Raw genomic sequence first — 18,719 nt, 5'->3', positions numbered from 1 at the left:
GGGAGGTGCTTTTTATTTTGGAACGTATATGAAGGGGGATTTATAGATGAAAAAGGTATTATTAAGCATTGTAAGCGGAGCAGTATTATTATTAGGCGCCTGTAGCGTGAGTTCAGATAAAGAGGTAAAAGCATTAGACGAGAAAAAGATTACTGTCGGTGTAACAGGTGGACCACATGAACAAATTTTTGAAAAGGTAAAAGAAGTTGCAGCAAAAGATGGTCTCGAAATTGATATAAAAGTATTTAATGATTATGTAGCGCCGAACGTATCTTTAGATGAAAAAAGCCTTGATGTAAATAGCTACCAAACAAAATCGTATTTAGATGTATTTAAAGCTGAACGCAATATGAAATTAGCTGAAGTATTTTCAACAGTAACATTCCCTATGGGCATATATTCTAAAAACATAAAAGATGTAAAAGACTTAAAAGAGGGCGATGCAATTGCTGTACCAAATGACCCAACGAATGAACTGCGAGCTTTAAAATTATTTGAAAAAGCAGGGGTTTTAAAAGTTGATCCGAAGGCTACAGAAAAAGCGACTGCGAAAGATGTAATTGAAAACCCGAAAAATTTAAAGATTGTTGAATTAGAAGCTTCTCAATTACCAACGCAACTAAGTGAAGTGAAAGCAGCTGCAATTAACACAAACTTTGCATTAGGTGCAAAATTAAGTCCAGCGAAAGATTCTATTTTCCGCGAAGGAAAAGATTCACCATATGTGAACTGGGTCGTTGTTCGTACTGAAAATAAAGATGATGCCGTTGTAAACAAATTAAAGAAAGCTTATCAATCTAAAGAAGTAAAAGAGTTTATCGAGAAAAAATTTGATGGTTCAGTTTTACCATCTTGGTAGGAGCTGACGATAATGATTGAATTAAAAAACATATCCAAAGTATTTACAACAAAAAAAGGGAATGTTGAGGCTCTTAAGTCTACTTCCCTTAAAGTAGAAAAAGGCGATGTATTTGGAATCATTGGGTATAGTGGCGCTGGTAAAAGCACATTGATTCGATGTGTAAATCTATTAGAAAAACCAACGACAGGAAATATCATTGTAAACGAACAAGACCTAACAACATTATCAACAAAAGAACTAGCAAAAGCGAGACAAAAAATCGGAATGATCTTTCAAGGATTCAATTTACTTAAAACTGTTACCGTCTATGAAAATATTGCATTACCGTTACGGCTTGCTGGCATTCCAAAAGCGGAAATTGAAAAAAGAGTAGAAAAATATTTACGCATCGTGGATCTTTTTAACCGTAAAGATGCTTATCCAAGCGAACTTTCTGGCGGTCAAAAACAGCGCGTTGCAATTGCACGTGCACTATCACATGAGCCTGAAGTGTTATTAAGTGACGAAGCAACGAGCGCTTTAGATCCAGAAACAACTGATTCTATTCTTGATTTGTTATTAAAGATTAACGAAGAAATTGGAATTACGATTTTACTCATTACACATGAAATGAATGTCATCCAACGTATATGCGACCGCGTTGCCGTTATGGAACATGGATCTGTAGTCGAAAGCGGGACTGTGAAAGATATTTTCACAAACCCACAACATGTAACAACGAAGAAATTTGTAAATAGCGCATTTGCAGCGAAAATTCCAGAAGAGGTACAGAAAGAACTACAAAGTACTGGAGAAATTGTAACACTTTCTTTTATAGGAAGTTCTTCAGGAGAACCAGCACTAGCTGTCGCCACAAAACGTTTCCAAGTATATCCAAATATTTTATCTGGTAATATTACACAGTTAAAACATGAGGCATATGGGAAACTTGTCGTTCATATGCAAGGTGAAAAAAATGAAGTAAACCGTGCTTTAGCATTCTTACAAGAGAAAGGTATCATCGTAGAGGGAGGGAAAACAGACTATGGAAAACAAGTCCTTTTTGGATGAATGGAGTAAAGTCATATGGGAAGCCACAATCCAAACCTTTCAAATGACATCTATTTCATTACTCATCTCGATCCTTATTGCACTACCACTTAGTGTAACACTTGTTTTAACAAGACCTGGTGGACAGCACGAAAATAAAATCATTTATCCTATTCTTAATACAATTATTAATATAATTCGCTCTCTTCCATTTATCATTCTATTATTCTTCATCTTACCTTTTACAAAGTTTCTAATGGGAACATCCATTGGCGTGCAAGGTGTGATCGTACCGCTTGTCGTCTTCACAGCTCCTTATATCGCACGTTTAATGGAGACAGCCTTACTAGAAGTAGATCGCGGTGTTATTGAGGCCTATCAAGCAATGGGTATCTCTACTATTAAAATCATTTGGCACGTCATGGTGAAAGAAGCTCGTCCCTCCCTTGTACTTGGATTAACAATTGCAACAATTGGCTTAATTGGCGCAACAGCAATGGCTGGACTCGTAGGTGCTGGAGGGCTAGGGGACTTGGCATACCGCTTCGGACATTTACGCTATGAACCTGAAGTAATGTATGCAACAGTCTTTATTTTAATTATCCTCGTTCAAGGATTACAGTCTTTAGGGAATGGTGTTGCACGAAGATTGAAGAAAGATTAAAAAAAGAAGGCATCTCACCAGGGTGAGATGCCTTCTTTTTTTATCTTTTAAATCCACCTTCTGAATGAATAACTTGCCCAGTAATCCACTCAGCTTCTTCACTTACTAAAAATTTAATGAGTCTAGCTGCATCCTTTGGCTCACCAATTCTGCCAAAAGGAAACATCGGCTTTAACCCTTGTGTTATCTCTTCAGTCATCCATCCTGTATCGGTTGGTCCTGGATTAATTGCATTCACTGTTATTCCTAAATGAGCTACCTCTGCTGACAATGTACTAGTAAGAGCATCAATAGCTCCCTTCGTTGTCGCATAAGCTAGTTCTCCTGCCATAGGACCTTGAAATTGCCCCGAAGTAATATTAACAATTCTACCACCAGATTTCTTATCAAATCTCCGGGCAAATTGACTACTTAACAATGTAGTCGCACGGATATTTACCATGTAATGCTTATCTAGTTCTTCAGCAGTCAACGTAGAGAAATCATTATTCGTAGAGTACGCTGCATTATTAATTAATATATAAGGGTACCCTAATTGTTCAGTAACTTTATTTATAAGCTCTTTCGGTGCATCATTCCGAGTTAAATCTAACTCCATGCTCGATACTCTAACACCGTTTTGCAATAGCTCTTCTTTTAATTGTATTTGTTCATTTTTATCGACGCCCCAAGGCATCTCTTTATCGTAAGCTGTCCAATACGTAAAAAACATATCGTATCCTGCTTCAGCTAATTCTTTACAAATCGCTGCCCCAATACCATCTAGACGACTTACCCCTGTAACAACTGCTACTTTATTTTTTAATTGATTCATCATATACTCCTCCAAGTTTAAAGGGCGCATACTTTATATAAGAGATATAAAATTTCCCACAAAAAAAGACAGATACATAAAATAGGCATCTATCCTTACAAAAGGGATGTACAAGCCAAATATGCAGTCCTTGAATGATTTACAGATAGCTAAATAAACCCTCACTTATGAGAGAAAAATTCATCTATCTAATTTCTAATCATTACAAATTCATCCACATATTAAGTCTTTGTCCCCTTTACATATATCTCTATTCTTAGTTTACCAAAACAGATAAAATGTTACAAAAAATAAAACAATTACTCACAACCTATCCTTGTTCACATTCTCTCCATTGTGAATCTTTTCACATTGAATATATAATAAACTTGTAAATACAATATTGGAGGGATTTCAATGATTATCAATTTTTTAAGAACTGATAAACGTGCTACTTTCATATTATTACTTTTACGTCTTTACATAGGATATACATGGCTCGCTGCTGGGATAGGCAAAGTCTTCGGACAATCTTTTGACGCAAGTGGTTTTCTAAAGGGTGCTATTGCTCAAGCATCAGGTGACCACCCTGCAGTACAAAATTGGTGGGCAGATTTTCTTCAACATTTTGTCCTTCCAAACGCAGACCTATTTAGCTTTTTAGTTCAATGGGGAGAAATTTTAGTAGGTCTAGGTTTAATTTTAGGCGGATTAACAAAAACAGCTGCATTTTTCGGAATCATAATGAATCTTTCATTTTTATTAAGTGGAACTGTTAGTGTAAACCCAAACCTGCTTATTTTGACTATATTCATTTTAGTTGCAGGGCAGAACGCTGGACGTATTGGATTAGATGGCTATATCTCTCCTAAACTTTTCCATAAAAACAACCACGGAACATATAAATTAAGTAAAACTGCGTAGTAACAGTTTACTTTTAAAATATAAATAAGAAAAAGAGCCTGAGTTGAAGTGACCCCTAAAAGTTAGACACGGTTATTTGATTAGGCAGCTTGATAAAAGTGAGTCCGGTATTGTACCGGGCTCATTTTTAATTTTGCCTTAATCCGTTTCGTATTATAATAATCTATATATTTTTCTAATTCTATTTTAAAGTGCTCTACATTTTCAAATTCTTTTATGTAGAGGAACTCCGATTTCATAATCCCAAAGAAATTTTCTATTACTGCGTTGTCGTAACAGTTGCCTTTTCGAGACATACTCTGGACGATAGCTCTTGATTCTAGTGTACGGACGTATTGTCTCATTTGATAATGCCATCCTTGATCCGAATGCATCAGTAGCTGGTGCGTTTCAGGTAAACGTTCCAATGCTTTCTCTAACATGTCTGAAACAAGCGAATACGTCGGTCTAGAACCAATTGTATAGGTAATAATTTCACCATTATACAAATCTAATACAGGTGATACATACAGTTTTTCTCCAAACAATTTAAACTCTGTGATGTCTGTTACCCACTTTTGATTCGGTGCATCTGTATGAAAATTACGCTCTAAAATATTAGGTGCAATTCTACCGACTTTTCCTTTATAGGATTTATATTTCTTCATACGCACAACACACTTTAACCCAAGCTCTTTCATAATGCGCTGAACCTTCTTGTGGTTCACTTTCTGGCCACGATTCGTTAATTCATCACGAATGCGACGGTAACCATAACGACCTTCATTTTCCTCATAAATCGCTTTAATCTCAGCTTTCAAATCGGCATCTACATCTGGACGATTCATTTTCTTTACTAAATCATAATACGTGCTTCGAGGAATAGTAGCTAGCTCCACGAGTGCCTTCACCGAATATTTATGCCTTAATTCATAGACTACTTGCGCTTTGTCTTGTTTTGTGATTTTTCCTTGTTTTGAACTAAGGCATTTAACTTTTTTAAGTACTCATTTTCCATCTCAAGCTGTTTAATGCGTGCTTCAAGTGCTTCGACTGACCCTTCAGCTAAATGTTGTTTTAATTGTTTATTTGAATCTTTTTTCATGGATGGACGCCCCTTTTTCTTAGATTGAAGGGCATCAATTCCTTGTGTTTCGAGCTGTTTTTTCCAAACAGAAATCGTTGAAGGGGCAGGAATATTAAAGATAGCTGCCGTCTCAAATAAGGACATACCGTTTTCAATCATAAAGTTTAGTACGTCTAGTTTAAATTGTTGTGTGTAATTTGTACATCGTTTTAGAAAAGCTTCCAGACCATTCTGTTTATATTGGTTTACCCAATTCAAAATGATTGTGTCACTTATACCGAGCGATCTACCCATTTCTCGATAACTTTCATTTCCGTTCAAATAACGTAGAACGATTTGTATTTTTTCATCAGCTGTAAATTTAGCCATAGAAAAACTGCACCTCCAATTGTTAGACTGTGTCTAACAATTGGGGTGCAGTTCAGAGTATAGGCTCTTTTTCTTATTTATCCTAATTTAAACTTTTAACGAGCCACGAAAACCTCTGGCAGCATAGTAAGAGTCTGCTCCATTGTGGTACACGAAAACATGTCCGAAGCGATAATCGCAAAATAGAGCACCACCGAGTTCTCGAATATCTGAAGGTGTTTGTACCCAGCTTGATGATTTCATGTCGAAATCCCCAAGTTTTTGCAATTCCCGATATTGTTCTTCAGTTAATAGTTCAATGCCCATAGCATTTGCAACATCAATAACGTTATTTTCTGGTTTATGTTTTTTTCTTGATTCTAACGCTTCAAGATCATAACAAAGACTCCTGCGGCCTTTAGGACTCTCCTTTGAACAATCATAGAAAGCATACTCGTCCTTTTCTTCATCATAACCAACAACATCCGGCTCACCGCCAGTTACTTCCATTTCATTAAGTGACCACAATTTTTCATTATTAGTAGTCAGCTTCGCTTCAACTTTAGCCCATTCAAGACCTTCATGGCGGTTCATGTTTTTCTCAAAACGAGCTTTCAATACTTTCAATAACTCTTCACGTTTTTCTACTAGTAAGTCATTTTTATTTCCTGTCATATTAATCCTCCCTGATATGTGTACGGATAGTAGTTTAAGTATATATTTTATAATAAATCATCTCAATATGAAGAGCGTTTCAACCTTATGTCTTTTACAAACATCCATTATAAAGTCCTAAAACCCTCTACACTCTCTCCAAGAATATAGTGTGAAAACCACATCAAATTCTGCTTCATAATAGCTACATTCATTCCCGGCTGATTAGGACTATATGCCATTCCTTTAAATATAATTAATTCTGTATCAACTTCCATATCCTTTAATCCTTGATATAGATCATATGCATTTGTAATTGGAATTCTTGCATCCTTTTCCCCATGTTGAATTAAGGTAGGCGTACAAGCTGATTTAATATACGTCATAGGTGATGTCTTCGTATATATCTCTCGATCATTCCATGGGGTATTTCCTAAATACATTCTAATAAAATAAGGGATATCTGTATTTACATAATGAGTACTCCAGTTCGTGATTCCGCCTCCAACTGAAATAGCTTTAAACCTGCTACTAAATGTAGAACAGAAAGCTGATATATATCCTCCGTTACTCCATCCCATAACTCCTACTTTATCATTATCTACAATCCCTTGATCAACTAGTTTATCCACCCCTGATATAACATCATCATAGTCAGCGATTCCCTGTTTTCTATAGTTTGCTTTTAAAAATTCATTACCATAACCAGAACTTCCTCTGTAGTTTGGCTCTAAAACGATAAAGCCTTTTTCGATAAACTGTTCAATCGGATATTTCTCATTGAAGCAGTCTGAAAATATCGGAAAGGATGCCCAAGCCGGACCGCCGTGAATTACTACTAATAAAGGATATTTTTTATTTACGTCAAACTCTACTGGCGTTGATAAAACACCTTCTATTTCAAGACCATCACTACTTTTCCATGAGATGATTTGCCTGTTACTTTTAAGTTTCCCTTTGAAAAAGTTATTTTCATCCGTTATTTTTTTATCGTCTAAATAGATTTCAAAGGTTTCATTTGTTATAGCCTTATTATAGGATATATGTTTTCCATCCTTTGTTATAGAAGCATCCATTATAAAGCCATCTACTTTTTCGCTTAATGCTTCTACAGTGCCATCTTCAGCTAGTAATCCAATACGATAATTCGTTTTATCCTGCCATCTAATTAAAATTCCTTTAGCTGTCCACTGTAATGGCATAACAGTACTATCAAAATCTGTTACAGGTTGAATTACCTCTCCTGTATTTATATCACATACCTCTAACGTACTGTCTTGTATATGGTTTCTATAGTAATCCTTCTCTCTTATACTTGCTGTGTAACATATTTTACTGCCTTCAGGAGAAAAGCAGACGCTACCGCCCAACAACTTATCCACATTCAGCTTTTGTAGCTCTCCAGCTTTAGTATGGAGTATGTATAAATCTCCATTTATATAATCCGCCATATTTGAGCTTGGTGTCGCCATAAACACAATCTTCTTCCCATCATTTGAAATATCAAATTCATGGATATGAAAATCCTTACCATCAGTTAATTGATAAACAACTCTTTTCTCGTGTTCATATGTATCACTTTGTATCACCTTTTCTATTTCAATGTAATATAAACAATTATTCTGGTGTTCCTTACCTATATGTTGAAACTCTCCATATAGATCCCTACGCTTCTTTATCTCCACACATTCTTTTGACTGCGTAACATAATAAAGACCCTTGCCAGTAGGACCCCATTTGAATGTACTGACTCCTTCTTTCTCATCAGTAATTTGAACCCCTTCATAACCATCTAGTGACTTAACAAAGATCTGATTTTTCCCATTACCAACGGGGCTAAGATATGCTATATCCCTAGAATTTGGAGACCATAATGGGCATGTACTTTCTATATCTCCATTTATCAATAAACAACTCTGTCCCTTTTCTTTTCCATATATCCATACATGATTCCTATATGTATTGTCTTTCCAGTTAGCCGTCTTCTTAACAAACGCTACGTTTTTACCATCATCACTTATGTTTGTACTTGATAAGGTTGGTAATGAAATAATCTCTTCTATACTTAGATATGTTTTTTTATTCACTTTCATCAATATCCCCCCTTGAAATTTCCATAAATCTCTCGTCTCTTTTTGTCGTAATAAAGGAGATTTTTCACAGATACTTAAAATAACAACGGAAAATTCAGATAAATAAAAGTAAAACATTAATCTATAGGGTTCTATCCACTTACCAATTCTAGATGTTCTTTTTCGGCACAAAAACACCCCTTTAGATAAAATATCTAAAGGGGTGCAAATTTGTAAATTTATTTTAAAGCTATAACTATATTTATTAACCTACCAATCTCCTACTCAACAGTAACAGATTTAGCTAAGTTACGTGGCTTATCAACGTCACACTCGCGGTGAAGTGCTGCGTAGTATGAGATAAGTTGTAATGGAATAACTGCTACTAGCGGTGCTAGTGCTTCGTGGACAGCTGGTAATACGAAGCTGTCACCTTCCATTTCTAAGCCTTTCATTGAGATGATACATGGGTTAGCACCGCGTGCTACTACTTCTTTCACGTTACCACGAATTCCAAGGTTTACGTGCTCTTGTGTAGCAAGTGCGATAACTGGTGTACCATTTTCGATTAAAGCGATTGTACCGTGTTTTAACTCTCCTCCAGCGAATCCTTCTGCTTGGATGTAAGAGATTTCTTTTAGTTTTAACGCACCTTCTAATCCTACGTAGAAGTCTACGCTACGTCCGATGAAGAAACAGTTACGCGTTGTTGCTAAAAATTGTTTTGCTAATGCGTCCATTTCTTCTTTTTGATCACAAAGTTCTATCATTGCATTTGCTACAAGTCCTAGTTCGTGTGTTAAATCGAAATCAAGAACTTCACCTTTTGCTTTAGCAATATCAGCTGCTAAAATTGAAAGTACTGCAAGCTGTGCTGTGTAAGCTTTCGTTGATGCAACTGCAATTTCTGGTCCAGCGTATAATGGAAGTGTATAATCAGCTTCACGAGAAAGAGTAGAACCAGGCACGTTTGTAATTGTTAATGCTTTATGACCCATTTCATTTGTTTGTACAAGTACTGCACGGCTATCAGCTGTTTCACCACTTTGTGAAATGTAAATGAAGAATGGTCTTTCTGTTAATAATGGCATGTTGTAAGAGAATTCACTTGCTACATGTACTTCAACTGGCATGTTTGCAAACTTCTCGATAAATTGTTTTCCAACAAGACCTGCATGATAACTCGTTCCACATGCAATGATGTAAATACGATCGCTATCTAAAATCGCATTGCGGATGTCTTGATTTAATTCAATTTCGCCATTTTCATCTTGATACTTTTGAATTATATTACGGATTACAAGTGGTTGCTCATCGATTTCTTTAAGCATGAAGTGAGGATATGTTCCCTTTTCAATATCACTTGCGTCTAACTCCGCTGTAAAAGGTGCACGTTCAATCGTTTCACCTTGTAAGTTTTTAATTGTAATACTTTCTTTCGTTACGATTACGATTTCTTTATCCATTAACTCAATAAATTGATCTGTAACTTGTAACATCGCCATAGCGTCGCTTGCCACAACATTAAAGTTGTCACCAACACCTACTAATAGCGGGCTTTTGTTTTTAGCAACATAAATCATGTTTGGATTTTCAGCATCAAGTAATCCGATTGCATAAGAGCCATGTAAAAGAGATAGCGTATTACGGAACGCTTCTTCTACACTTAATCCTGTGCTCACTTGTTGTTCCATAAGCTGTACGATAATCTCTGTATCTGTTTCACTTACGAACGTTACATCTTGTAAATATTCCTTTTTCACTAATTCATAGTTTTCAATTACACCGTTATGAACTAGTGTAAAGCGTTTTGATGTACTTTGATGCGGATGCGCGTTTACTTTACTTGGAACACCGTGTGTAGCCCAGCGTGTATGTCCGATACCTACGCTTGCTGCTACGTTCTCATCTACGATTTCACGAAGTTTTGCGATACGGCCTTTTTCTTTGTATACAACAACACCGTTCTCTGCTTGTACTGCAATACCTGCTGAATCATATCCACGATATTCTAGCTTTTCTAAACCTTTTAATAAAATTTCCTTTGCATCTTGCTCTCCAATAAATCCTACGATTCCACACATGTTTAGTCGCCGTTACAAATGCTTACACTGCTCTGCGAACATGTAACGACATAGTCCGATACCATTTTTATTTATACTAAAAAACGGATTACATATTGCTAGCCCTGTAAGCTTGTAACGGCTTTCACCTTCCTCTCGATTGGGTTTAAGTCCGTATATACTTATACAGCTAGTTTTCATCCGTTCCTCTTCTCTCATCACACTTTCACCTTTGTCCACTAAGTCACCTTAATGATTTAAGTAAAAGTTTGCGGTTGTGATGAACAACCGGGAGTCATCCGCCGAAATCTCGATAAACCCCACCTCGTCAACTACACTATTTGTAGTTCTGGCGCTTTTATAATTTACAATATTTCCTTTGAGAAAAAGAACAAGACCATCTTATAACAAACATGGATAAACCGTCAATGAAATTTTTTTCATCGTCTATAAAACATATGAAAAAGGAGCACTTATTGTGCTCCTTTTTCATATAAATTCAGCTAATTATTCAGCGCCAACTTCAGCTTTCACAACTTCTACAATGCGATGTACAAATGCATCACAAACTTCTTGTGTTGGTGCTTCTGCCATTACACGAATAAGTGGCTCTGTTCCAGATGGACGAACAAGAATACGGCCATCACCGTTCATTTCTTCCTCTACAACACGAATAATTTCTTTAATTTTTTCATTTTCTAATGCTAATTTTTTATCTGTTACACGAACGTTTACTAGCAATTGTGGGAATTTCGTCATTTCTCCTGCAAGCTCAGATAATGGTTTTTTCGTCATTTTCATGATGTTTACAAGTTGAAGTGCACTTAACATTCCGTCACCAGTTGTAATGTAATCAAGTAAGATAATATGGCCTGATTGTTCTCCACCTAAGTTGTAACCACCGCGTTTCATCTCTTCCATTACGTAGCGGTCACCAACTGCTGTTTTATCGCTTGTAATATTGTTTGCTTCAAGTGCTTTGTAGAAACCTAAATTACTCATAACAGTTGAAACAACTGTATTATGTTTTAATTGACCAGTTTCTTTCATGTATTTCGCACAAATAAACATAATTTGATCACCGTCAACGATGTTTCCTTTTTCGTCTACAGCAATTAAACGGTCGCCATCGCCATCAAAAGCAAGTCCGATGTCAGCACCTTTTTCTTTTACTAATTCAGCCAATACTTCTGGATGTGTAGATCCTACACCTTCGTTAATATTCATACCGTTCGGTGAAGTCCCCATTGTTGAAATATCAGCTTCTAAATCTGCAAATAAGTATGGAGCTAAAGAAGATGTGGCACCATGTGCACAATCTAAAGCGATATGTAGGCCAGAGAAGTCTTCTTCAACAGTTTGTTTAATGTATTGTAAATATTTTTGTCCACCTTCAAAGTAATCGCTCACTTGTCCAAGGTTAGTACCTGTTGGACGTGGTAGTTCATCAACTTCTTTGTCTAATAAAGCTTCAATTTCAGCTTCTTGCTCATCTGTTAATTTAAAGCCGTCTGAACCAAAGAATTTAATACCGTTATCTTGTACTGGATTATGAGATGCAGAAATCATAACACCCGCTTGTGCGTCTAGTGCTTTTGTTAAATAAGCAACACCCGGTGTAGAAATAACGCCAAGGCGCATTACTTCTGCTCCAGTTGATAATAGACCTGCTACTAAAGCTCCTTCTAACATATGGCCAGATACACGTGTATCACGACCGATAATTACTTTTGGACGATCTGTATCTTTTGTTAATACATAACCACCAAAACGCCCAATTTTGAAAGCTAATTCAGGTGTTAACTCCTTATTTGCAACTCCGCGTACTCCATCTGTACCAAAATATTTACCCATTATGATTCGCTCCTTTTTCTTGCTCTTTTTGATTATGGTTATCTACTGTTGGTTCTTGACTAGTTTCTTTATCTTTATCTTGATTTTGGTTTTGATTATTTTCCTGTTCCGTTTCCTTTTCTGGATCGGGTTCAGGATTTTTTGGCTTCTCATTTTGATTTTCTTGATTGGTGTTTGAATCCGGTTGTTGACCGTTACCCTGTACTTCTTTATCTGGTTTTTCTTTCTTTACAATAGTAACTTTAGCACTTTTTTGTTTTGGCTCTATTGAAATATTACCAGGACCACTCACTTGAATAGAAATATCTTTCGTCCCTGAAGATACATTTTGCAGATTAATTACCGCTGTTATTTGAGCAGCTGTTATTTTATCTACTATACTTGCTTCTCCTGAAATATCAACACTTATCTTTTCATCTTGCGGCGAAATTAGCTGAGCCGTAACATCTTTAGAAAGTCCATTTTTTTGGATTGGGATACCATCAATCGTTTTTGTTTTCGTTTGTTTTGTTTTTTGTACTCCCACCGAAACCTTCACTTGATTCGGTTTTGCACTTGTTACACCCTTGGGTAATAAAACAGAGGCATCGAATGTTGTAGACTCTGTCAATTGACTAAAATCTACTTCGACCCCCTCTAGCGATTGTATATTATCCAAAATATCTTTTGGACCAGCTATCGTTACTTCTCTCGGCTCGACACTGATATTTGTAACTGCCAACCCTTCTGCTAAACTCCCCTTCTTCGTATACGTTACAGGAACAGTTTTTTCAGTATTATTGGCTGTAGTTTGCGTTGCCACATTCAACGTTACACTAATCTTAGATGGACTTGTTCTTACATTTAAACGTTTTCCTTCTTTATTGTATAATGTAACTTCGGGCGTTTTTGTAACAGTTTTATTAACACCTTTTAAATCAACATACGCTTTGGCAGATGAAATGCTTTCAATTTCTTCTTTCGTCCCAACTACCTCAACAGTATCCGGTTTAAGGCTTGATTTTTCGAGAGTAGCCCCCGCTGGCATCTGATCCTCATTTGATAATTTCAAATCTACATGAACATATTTTCTCGCCTTTTCATGAAGAGTAACTTTAATTGTTGATGGCTGAACTGTTCCTTTCACATCATCTGGAAGCCCGTTCGTTTTTAAAGAAATCTCATAAGTTCCTTTTGGACTATCTCGCAAATCAATTGGTATGTCAAATTGTTTTTTTGCTTTTACTGTAGCAACTGATGCTTTTGGGCCTTCTAACTTCACCTTAACGCCCTCTGCTGGAATACCACTTACAATATATTTCTCCTCATCATACTTAAGGTTAATCGCATAATTAGTTAATGTTTCTTTCGTATCATTTGCAAAAGGTAATATACCTGATGTCGTATTTTTTTCAGTTAACGTCGCTGACATAAAAAGCATACACGCCAATAGTAATGAGATCCCTTTTAAAAACCAATGATTCTCCATTAACTTATCCATGACGCTTTCTCCTCCAATTCCATAAAGACGAAGAAGTCGTTTTTTCGTTCCCACTAAATTCAGCTAATAACATATCCTTCAGCTGTTCTGTCTTCAAATCACGATGCAACTTACCATTTTTCGTTAAAGAAATTTGACCAGTTTCTTCAGACACAACTACTGTAATACTATCAGTAACTTCACTAACTCCCATTGCAGCACGATGTCTAGTTCCTAATTCTTTAGAAATAAACGGACTTTCTGATAATGGAAGATAGCATGCTGCTGCTTTAATTGTACTTCCTTGCATAATTACCGCTCCGTCATGAAGAGGTGTATTTGGAATGAAAATATTAATAAGTAATTCCGATGATACGTTTGCATTCAGCGGAATACCCGTTTCCACATAATCACCCATACCGGTCTCTTTTGACAAAGTAATTAATGCACCAATTCTACGTTTCCCCATATATTCGGTTGCTTTTGCTATCGCTGTTGCAACCATTTCAGGTTCATCATCCTCATGCGGTCCACCACGCGAAAATAAACTCCCGCGCCCTAGCTGCTCAAGTGCTCTTCGCAATTCTGGCTGAAAGATAATAATAACGGCTAAAAATCCCCATGTTAATACTTGTTCAGTTAGCCAAGATAACGTATGCAATTCAAGGAAAATACTAATCATCTTAACGACAATGATAACTGTAATCCCTTTTAAAAGTTGAACAGCTTTCGTCCCTCGGATTATGAGAATCAGCTTATATATAATAAACCATACAATGGCAATATCTAATGCCGTACTAAGATATTTCAAAATGGTCGTATCTTCAAAAGGCATGCTATCCCTTCCTCCTACTTACGAGCAATTCTATCCATATATTGAAATATTGTTTTATGCTCTATCTGTATGTATTTCCAACAACTAGTTAATTATACCATACATGAAACAAACGACAATTACAAACAACCCCCTTTAGCTCAAATTGGTAAGATGTCAAACATTTTTATCTTACAGTATAATATAAATCATTATTATACGCCTATTTTCAAATAAAAAAAGCAACTTCTCAGTTGCTTTTCTTACATTTATTTTAGTTTTTCACCGAATAAAGAACCCATTAAAGCAACTGCTGTTGTTGCCGTTCTATTTCTCTCATCTAAAATCGTATTTACCTCAACAAATTCAGCAGATGTGATAATATCAGCTTCCGCTAACATTTCCATCGCCAAGTGGCTTTCACGATAAGATAGACCACCAATTACAGGCGTTCCAACACCTGGTGCATCATGAGGATCAAGACCATCTAAATCTAATGATAAGTGTACACCATCAGTATGAGATAAATATGCGATTGTTTCTTCCATAACAGCCGTCATCCCCATACGATCAATTTCATGCATCGAGAACACTTTAATACCTTCATTGCGAATGAAGTCTTTTTCTCCTTCATCTAATGCACGCGCACCGATAATTACAACATTCTCTTTTTTCACCTTTGGATATGCTCCGTATAAATCTACAAGTGAAGAATGTCCATAACCTAAACTTGCTGCAAGTGACATACCGTGAATATTTCCAGATGGTGAAGTTTCCTCTGTATTTAAATCACCGTGTGCATCATACCAAATAACACCTAAGTTTTTATAATGTTTGGCTACACCAGCTAATGTACCGATAGCAATACTATGGTCACCACCTAATACAAGTGGAAAACGACCTTCTTCTATAATATGATCCACCTTACTTGCTAATTCATTACATACAGTTGCAACTTGTGTAAGGTTTCTTAATTTTGTATTTTCATCTACCTCTTTTTCTCTCTCTATACATATATCTCCCATATCTTTAACGTCATATCCAATTTCTTCAATTCTTTCAATTACCCCTGCATAACGGATCGCGCTCGGTCCCATATCAACTCCACGACGCATCTGTCCTAAATCCATTGGAACTCCAATAACTGAAATTTCTTTTTTCATAGATAGTATCCCCCTTTTATGCCTTCACTAAATATTTTAAATCTTTTATATAGTCTGACTCAACTCGACATTTTTTTGTATGGATATACAATTTATTCACTTATATTCACGTTGAAAATCAAATTTCAAGACTATTCTATGTATAAAGTTAACTTAATGAAACAATCGCAATCACTATTATCAAATAATAATAATAAAACACTCCTACATTTAGAAGTGTTTTTCTGACGCTATTTTCCATACTGCTGCAATATTCTTCGTTGTCATTTCAATATTTTCTTCTGCTACTCTATATGCTTCTTCTAGTGTCATCGGTCTTGTTGTAATACTAAATACCGCATCTATTCCTTTCTCGTAAACAGCTGGATAATCAGATGATACAGACCCTCCAATAGCAATTACAGGCACAGAAAAACGTTTCGCACGCCCCGCAACACCAACAGGAGCCTTCCCATATGCAGTTTGTTCATCTATTCTACCTTTACCAGTTATAATGAGATCTGCATCTTCTATATGTTTATCGAAATTTGTATAATTCAATACAATTTCAATGCCCCTTCGCAAGTCTCCCTTTAACACTGAAATAACAGCCGCTCCCATTCCTCCTGCTGCCCCTGCACCAGGTATTTCAGATACATCAAAAGATACATATCGTTTAAGGATATTCGCGTAATGTTTTAAATTCTCATCTAGCTCTTTCATCATCTCTACATTCGCACCCTTTTGTCTCCCAAATACGAAAGATGCCCCCTGCATTCCGACTAATGGATTATCCACATCACAGGCCGCTTCTATCTTTACTCCCTTTAAGCGTGGGTCCAGTTGTGAAAAATCAATAGCATCAATTGAATGTAATGCGCCTCCAGATGGATCTATTACTTCACCCTTGTCATTTATAAATCTTACTCCTAAAGCTGCTAACATACCTGCCCCACCATCATTTGTAGCACTTCCTCCAAGTCCTAAAATTATGTACCCCACTCCTTGATCTAGCGCATGTAATATAAGTTCTCCTGTTCCTTTTGTCGTTGTAATAAGTGGGTTGCGCTTTTCAACTGGAACGTGCTGTAATCCTGATGCTGCTGCCATTTCAATAAACGCTGTCTTTTTATCTTTAGAAATGCCATAAAAAGCTTGTACACCTTCTCTAAGCGGTCCTGTCACACTAATTGATATAATTCTCCCCCCTGTAGCATCAACAAGTGATTCAACCGTCCCTTCTCCTCCATCTCCAATTGGTATTTTCACATACTCTGCATTAGGAAAAATCGCTCTAAAACCTCTTTCAATAGCTCCACATACTTCTATAGCTTTTAGGCTTTCTTTATATGAATCAGATGCAATAACAACTTTCACAATTATCCCCCCATCCCTTATTTTTACGTTTTCTTCATTTTAAACGATAAATATAAAAGTTGTCTTTTTAAACACAAAAAAGCTTACATCGTATGATGTAAGCTTTTTCTATTTAGATGGAGCCTAGCGGGATCGAACCGCTGACCTCCTGCGTGCAAGGCAGGCGCTCTCCCAGCTGAGCTAAGGCCCCTTAGTAATAAAGCGGAAGACGGGATTCGAACCCGCGACCCCAACCTTGGCAAGGTTGTATTCTACCACTGAACTACTTCCGCGAAAATGGTGAGCCATGAAGGATTCGAACCTTCGACCCTCTGATTAAAAGTCAGATGCTCTACCAACTGAGCTAATGGCTCGTAAATGGCTGGGCTAGCTGGATTCGAACCAGCGCATGACGGAGTCAAAGTCCGTTGCCTTACCGCTTGGCTATAGCCCATTAATATTTACTAGTATGGTTATCTTCTCAAAAAAATAAACCCTTTCAGGTTATTTTAAAGAAAATGGTGGAGGGGGGCAGATTCGAACTGCCGAACCCGAAGGAGCGGATTTACAGTCCGCCGCGTTTAGCCACTTCGCTACCCCTCCGACATTTAAACATATATGGTGGAGGATGACGGGATCGAACCGCCGACCCCCTGCTTGTAAGGCAGGTGCTCTCCCAGCTGAGCTAATCCTCCAAAAGTGGTGACCCGTACGGGATTCGAACCCGTGTTACCGCCGTGAAAGGGCGGTGTCTTAACCACTTGACCAACGGGCCAAAAATTTAAAAACTTTTCCAAGCTTCCAACCGGGCTTGAACCGGTGACCTCTTCCTTACCATGGAAGTACTCTACCAGCTGAGCTATGGAAGCATAATGGCTCCGCAGGTAGGAATCGAACCTACGACCGATCGGTTAACAGCCGATAGCTCTACCGCTGAGCTACTGCGGAACAATACAAGCCTGGCAACGTCCTACTCTCACAGGGACAAGGTCCCAACTACCATCGGCGCTAGAGAGCTTAACTTCCGTGTTCGGTATGGGAACGGGTGTGACCTCTCTGCCATCATTACCAGACTTTTATCATTATACACATTCTTTTCAGAATGTCAAAAGGAATTTTAAATATATATTCCTTCAAAACTAGATAACATTGCTACATATTATATGGTTAAGTCCTCGATCTATTAGTATTCGTCAGCTCCACATGTCACCATGCTTCCACCTCGAACCTATCAACCTGATCATCTTTCAGGGATCTTACTAGCTTACGCTATGGGAAATCTCATCTTGAGGGGGGCTTCATGCTTAGATGCTTTCAGCACTTATCCCTTCCGCACATAGCTACCCAGCTATGCCCTTGGCAGAACAACTGGTACACCAGCGGTGCGTCCATCCCGGTCCTCTCGTACTAAGGACAGCTCCTCTCAAATTTCCTACGCCCACGACGGATAGGGACCGAACTGTCTCACGACGTTCTGAACCCAGCTCGCGTACCGCTTTAATGGGCGAACAGCCCAACCCTTGGGACCGACTACAGCCCCAGGATGCGATGAGCCGACATCGAGGTGCCAAACCTCCCCGTCGATGTGGACTCTTGGGGGAGATAAGCCTGTTATCCCC

The 18,719-nt window shown here is 37.4% G+C and carries 15 protein-coding genes, 9 tRNA genes and 2 rRNA genes (1 of these 26 only partly in view); 4 read left to right on the top strand and 22 right to left on the bottom strand.

Features of this window, described 5'->3' with window-relative positions; translation table 11 throughout:
* Window positions 1-46: 46 nt before the first annotated feature.
* Genes NZ044_RS01010 through NZ044_RS01000 form a run of 3 tightly spaced genes read left to right on the top strand, consistent with a single transcriptional unit; the run spans window position 47 to window position 2,555 of the window.
* Window positions 47-859, top strand: coding sequence for a MetQ/NlpA family ABC transporter substrate-binding protein (locus tag NZ044_RS01010; protein ID WP_000756989.1), 813 nt, complete (start codon window positions 47-49; stop codon window positions 857-859).
* Window positions 860-871: 12 nt separating this feature from the next.
* A complete protein-coding gene (locus NZ044_RS01005; protein WP_000571305.1) occupies window positions 872-1,912 on the top strand; it encodes a methionine ABC transporter ATP-binding protein in 1,041 nt (346 codons plus the stop codon).
* Window positions 1,887-2,555: a methionine ABC transporter permease gene (locus NZ044_RS01000; RefSeq protein ID WP_000428878.1), complete on the top strand. Its 669-nt coding sequence runs from the start codon at window positions 1,887-1,889 to the stop codon at window positions 2,553-2,555. Before NZ044_RS01005 ends, NZ044_RS01000 begins: the two co-directional genes overlap by 26 nt.
* 40 nt (window positions 2,556-2,595) lie before the next feature.
* On the opposite strand, the gene NZ044_RS00995 is transcribed toward NZ044_RS01000, so the two are convergent.
* Window positions 2,596-3,372 (bottom strand): SDR family oxidoreductase, encoded by a 777-nt coding sequence (locus NZ044_RS00995; protein ID WP_002162955.1) that lies wholly within the window; start codon window positions 3,370-3,372, stop codon window positions 2,596-2,598.
* Between the two features lie 393 nt (window positions 3,373-3,765).
* Here NZ044_RS00995 and NZ044_RS00990 point away from each other — a divergent pair, with 393 nt between their 5' ends.
* Window positions 3,766-4,272 carry a DoxX family membrane protein gene (locus NZ044_RS00990; protein WP_000586147.1) on the top strand — a complete coding sequence of 169 codons (507 nt, stop codon included), beginning with the start codon at window positions 3,766-3,768 and terminating at the stop codon, window positions 4,270-4,272.
* A gap of 80 nt (window positions 4,273-4,352) precedes the next feature.
* On the opposite strand, the gene NZ044_RS00985 is transcribed toward NZ044_RS00990, so the two are convergent.
* From NZ044_RS00985 to NZ044_RS00885, 21 genes are all read right to left on the bottom strand, one after another.
* Window positions 4,353-5,707, bottom strand: a protein-coding gene (locus tag NZ044_RS00985; protein ID WP_085959122.1) for an IS3 family transposase whose coding sequence is annotated in 2 segments (ribosomal slippage) — window positions 4,353-5,254 and window positions 5,254-5,707 — 1,356 coding nt in all. Because the reading frame shifts where the segments join, the coding sequence is not laid out codon by codon here.
* An 87-nt stretch (window positions 5,708-5,794) separates the two neighbouring features.
* A complete protein-coding gene (locus tag NZ044_RS00980) occupies window positions 5,795-6,361 on the bottom strand; it encodes a DUF4256 domain-containing protein (RefSeq protein ID WP_000147384.1) in 567 nt (188 codons plus the stop codon).
* Between the two features lie 107 nt (window positions 6,362-6,468).
* The gene (locus NZ044_RS00975) at window positions 6,469-8,433 is read right to left on the bottom strand and encodes a S9 family peptidase (protein WP_017762701.1); all 1,965 of its coding nucleotides are present in this window, start codon (window positions 8,431-8,433) and stop codon (window positions 6,469-6,471) included.
* Between the two features lie 260 nt (window positions 8,434-8,693).
* Window positions 8,694-10,496: a glutamine--fructose-6-phosphate transaminase (isomerizing) gene (gene glmS, locus NZ044_RS00970; protein WP_000334156.1), complete on the bottom strand. Its 1,803-nt coding sequence runs from the start codon at window positions 10,494-10,496 to the stop codon at window positions 8,694-8,696.
* Between the two features lie 12 nt (window positions 10,497-10,508).
* Window positions 10,509-10,694, bottom strand: coding sequence for a hypothetical protein (locus NZ044_RS00965; RefSeq protein ID WP_001206405.1), 186 nt, complete (start codon window positions 10,692-10,694; stop codon window positions 10,509-10,511).
* A gap of 288 nt (window positions 10,695-10,982) precedes the next feature.
* The gene (gene glmM, locus NZ044_RS00960) at window positions 10,983-12,329 is read right to left on the bottom strand and encodes a phosphoglucosamine mutase (RefSeq protein WP_000521478.1); all 1,347 of its coding nucleotides are present in this window, start codon (window positions 12,327-12,329) and stop codon (window positions 10,983-10,985) included.
* Window positions 12,322-13,809, bottom strand: a complete 1,488-nt coding sequence (locus NZ044_RS00955; protein WP_000359605.1) for a CdaR family protein — start codon at window positions 13,807-13,809, stop codon at window positions 12,322-12,324. The genes glmM and NZ044_RS00955 overlap by 8 nt, the downstream gene beginning before the upstream one ends.
* The gene (gene cdaA, locus NZ044_RS00950; protein WP_001115692.1) at window positions 13,802-14,623 is read right to left on the bottom strand and encodes a diadenylate cyclase CdaA; all 822 of its coding nucleotides are present in this window, start codon (window positions 14,621-14,623) and stop codon (window positions 13,802-13,804) included. Before cdaA ends, NZ044_RS00955 begins: the two co-directional genes overlap by 8 nt.
* Window positions 14,624-14,871: 248 nt before the next feature.
* Window positions 14,872-15,765, bottom strand: coding sequence for an arginase (gene rocF / locus NZ044_RS00945; protein ID WP_000711565.1), 894 nt, complete (start codon window positions 15,763-15,765; stop codon window positions 14,872-14,874).
* A 210-nt stretch (window positions 15,766-15,975) separates the two neighbouring features.
* A complete protein-coding gene (locus tag NZ044_RS00940; RefSeq protein WP_118961902.1) occupies window positions 15,976-17,121 on the bottom strand; it encodes a glycerate kinase in 1,146 nt (381 codons plus the stop codon).
* Between the two features lie 117 nt (window positions 17,122-17,238).
* Window positions 17,239-17,311 (bottom strand) — tRNA-Ala (locus NZ044_RS00935).
* A 10-nt stretch (window positions 17,312-17,321) separates the two neighbouring features.
* A tRNA-Gly gene (locus NZ044_RS00930) sits at window positions 17,322-17,393 on the bottom strand.
* Window positions 17,394-17,398: 5 nt separating this feature from the next.
* Window positions 17,399-17,474: transfer RNA gene (locus NZ044_RS00925), tRNA-Lys, on the bottom strand.
* A gap of 5 nt (window positions 17,475-17,479) precedes the next feature.
* A tRNA-Gln gene (locus NZ044_RS00920) sits at window positions 17,480-17,554 on the bottom strand.
* 65 nt (window positions 17,555-17,619) lie between these two features.
* Window positions 17,620-17,703 (bottom strand) — tRNA-Tyr (locus tag NZ044_RS00915).
* Between the two features lie 16 nt (window positions 17,704-17,719).
* Window positions 17,720-17,795: transfer RNA gene (locus tag NZ044_RS00910), tRNA-Val, on the bottom strand.
* A gap of 5 nt (window positions 17,796-17,800) precedes the next feature.
* Window positions 17,801-17,875 (bottom strand) — tRNA-Glu (locus NZ044_RS00905).
* A gap of 21 nt (window positions 17,876-17,896) precedes the next feature.
* Window positions 17,897-17,969, bottom strand: a tRNA-Thr gene (locus tag NZ044_RS00900).
* A gap of 4 nt (window positions 17,970-17,973) precedes the next feature.
* Window positions 17,974-18,048, bottom strand: a tRNA-Asn gene (locus NZ044_RS00895).
* A 9-nt stretch (window positions 18,049-18,057) separates the two neighbouring features.
* Window positions 18,058-18,173: ribosomal RNA gene (rrf, locus tag NZ044_RS00890) — 5S ribosomal RNA — on the bottom strand.
* Between the two features lie 90 nt (window positions 18,174-18,263).
* Window positions 18,264-18,719: ribosomal RNA gene (locus NZ044_RS00885) — 23S ribosomal RNA — on the bottom strand; it runs 2,466 nt beyond the window's last position.

The organism is Bacillus sp. FSL K6-1338, from assembly GCF_038006965.1.
Lineage (GTDB): Bacteria > Bacillota > Bacilli > Bacillales > Bacillaceae_G > Bacillus_A > Bacillus_A thuringiensis_S.
This window is presented reverse-complemented; position numbering and strand designations above follow the sequence as displayed.